Origin of the sequence: Photobacterium sp. OFAV2-7 (assembly GCF_022347985.1) — a bacterium.
Classification (GTDB): domain Bacteria; phylum Pseudomonadota; class Gammaproteobacteria; order Enterobacterales; family Vibrionaceae; genus Photobacterium.
Genome location: NZ_JAKRFQ010000720.1, coordinates 1 through 2,750 on the forward strand (window position 1 = coordinate 1; position 2,750 = coordinate 2,750).

2 protein-coding genes and 1 pseudogene are annotated in these 2,750 nt (G+C 46.3%); all 3 read right to left on the reverse strand.

What is annotated here, in order from left to right; all coding sequences use genetic code 11:
• Positions 1 to 260: hypothetical protein (locus tag MHN01_RS23530; protein WP_239413782.1), on the reverse strand; the 260-nt coding region annotated here is incomplete at its 3' end.
• A 361-nt stretch (positions 261 to 621) separates the two neighbouring features.
• A complete protein-coding gene (locus MHN01_RS23535; protein ID WP_239413783.1) occupies positions 622 to 2,247 on the reverse strand; it encodes an acyl-CoA synthetase in 1,626 nt (541 codons plus the stop codon).
• A gap of 74 nt (positions 2,248 to 2,321) precedes the next feature.
• Positions 2,322 to 2,750 (reverse strand): annotated as a pseudogene (locus MHN01_RS23540) (hypothetical protein); the annotation flags it as partial.

Sequence of the window (2,750 nt, forward strand, 5' to 3'; positions counted from 1 at the left end):
GATCTAAATCGCTTTGAAAAAGATGTCTGCCCGAAACCTAAATACTGATATACAGGATCCGGAAGCAGATTACGAAAGACAGGAAGAGCGTTTGAACCTATTTCAAGCTCAACCCTAACCCCCTTCTCTTCAATATAGAATTCAGCAATGGTACTGGCTTTCATTGCCTGACTGCGGATCAAGGCATCACCGTAAACAAACCACGGGAAAAACAAGAACAACCATGAAAGAATCTTTATTAGTACTAAGCGGTTATCCATTTTTACCCCAAAGCAACCAATCACCCCGCTAGAGTTGACTTTAATGCTAACTAGAAGAACATATCCCTCAGGTAATCAAAAGTATAGAACATGATATTTTATAGGGTAGGTAAAAATAAATTAGACCAAATGTACGTAGCACCTTATCACCGAACTCCCAAGTCATTTATGTGCTACAAAACTACTGAAAAGATGTGTTAGTAATTGATATCAGAAAATTAATACCCAAGGCTCCAGAGCGAAGGTAACCAATCAGCAAGCTATGTACGCTGATCAGTTTATTGCGGCAATGCCGCTTATAGTGGCATTGCCTTTTCCATTGCTCCTTCAAGACACTATCAGGAGACATGTTACCTAAGCTTTATTCTCGCACCAGATTTCTCAGCACATATTTTTGTACTTTGCCTGTCGAGGTTTTAGGAAGCTGAGTAAAAACCACTTTCTTAGGGGCCTTAAAATGTGCCATCTGCGAGCGACAAAAATCAATGACTTCTTCCTGGCTTAGCACGAACTCATCACGGGTTTTGACAAAGGCACACGGTACTTCTCCCCATTTCTCATCTGGCATGGCAATCACTGCTACTTCCTCAATACCCGGATGGCGATACAGTACGTCCTCAACCTCAATACTGGAGATGTTCTCGCCCCCTGAGATAATAATATCTTTCGAGCGATCTTTAATTTCAATGTAATTATCCGAGTGCCAGACCGCCAAATCACCGGTTCTGAACCATCCTTCAGTCAATGCCTCGTCAGTGGTTGACGGATTTTTAAGGTAACCTTTCATCACAATGTTACCCCGTAAGAAAATCTCTCCCATTTCGGCACCGTTTTTGGGTACCGGCTCCAGCGTTACAGGGTTGGCGACCATCAACTCGCCCTGCATCGGTGAGCGCACTCCCTGACGGGCTTTCATACGAGCCTTTTCCCGGCCACTGAGGTTATCCCAGCTTCTTTGCCAGTCACATACTACGCAAGGGCCATAGGTTTCTGTCAGGCCATAAACATGTGTCACCTCTATTCCCATTGCCTCCATGCCTTCAATCACCGAAGCTGGCGGTGCCGATCCTGCTGTCATCGCGTAGACCTGATGATCAATTCCCTGCTTCATCGCATCGTCAGCATTGTTCATCATATTGAGCACAATCGGCGCGCCACAGAAATGGGTAACCTTGTGTTCATGGATAGCTGCAAAAATATCATCGGCTCTCACATGGCGCAGGCTGACACTAACCCCTACCGTTGCTGCAATGGTCCAAGGGAAACACCAGCCATTGCAATGGAACATAGGTAGAGTCCACAAGTAAACCGGGAACTGCCCCATTCCCCATGAAAGGATATTACTTACCGCGTTCAAATGAGCACCACGGTGATGGTAAACAACACCTTTAGGATTACCCGTCGTTCCTGATGTATAGTTCAATGAAATGGCCTGCCACTCATCAGCGGGAGGTCCGTACAAATAGCCCTCATCACCGCCGCAAATGAATTCTTCATAGGTCAGAGGGGAAATCAGTGAGCCCTGTTGGTATAGCGGATCATCAATGGCGATCACCAATGGCTTATGAGCGATCATTTTCAAAGCTTTGTTCACAACGTCAGTGAATTCGCGATCAACAATGACCACTTTGCTTTCCGCATGCTGAAAAATAAATGCCATCGCATCGGCATCAAGGCGGGTATTGATGGCATTTAGCACAGCTCCTGACATTGGTACCCCGAAATGTGCTTCAAACACCTCAGGACTATTAGGCGCCACCACTGAGACAGTATCACCTTCACGAACCCCCTGTTTGTTAAGTGCTGAAGCCAATTGGCGGCAACGTGATTCAGTTTCCTTCCATGTCCGTACAATAGGGCCATGAACAATAGCGGTATAATCCGGATACACACTGGCAGCACGCTCTAAGAAACTAAGCGGGCTGAGGCTTTCATAATTTGCAGGCGTTTTATCGAGGCCAATTTCATAAATATTGTGTTTAGACATAGGTATTCTTCCTTGATAGCCGGCCCCCTCTAGCCTGGAGCCGGAACTCAAACTGATAGAAAAGTGATAAAAGGTTAGTTTTCTACTATTTCAATAGGCTCTTCTTCAACCGTGTCATCAGCACTTTGACGCTTGCTACGCCACTCGATAAGAAGATAAAGAACAATGCCGGCCAGCAAGCCAAAACCCGCACCGTAAACCGCCAACACCACACCCATAGTTCCTGCTACACCCATCTGGGTGGCATTACGTACCTGCTCGACACCCACCGAAATACACAGGTATCCGGTGATCAGCAAAGTAATAGACAAAGCAATTGGCAATACAGGTTTGAACAAGGTGATTAATGGCAGCGCAAATAAGGCCATAAACCCGACAATCCAAAATATCCCAGCTCCGCTATAAATACTGTCCATTGCCTTGCGGCCATGTCGGTAGCGCTCAGCAATCGTCGCCATCGCTCCGGTAAACAACGGCCCGGCTAATCCTGGATACGGGGCAAA

Excerpts from the sequence above, each read along its gene's own strand:
- MHN01_RS23535 (WP_239413783.1), bottom strand. The coding sequence starts at position 2,247 with ATGTCTAAACACAATATTTATGAAATTGGCCTCGATAAAACGCCTGCA.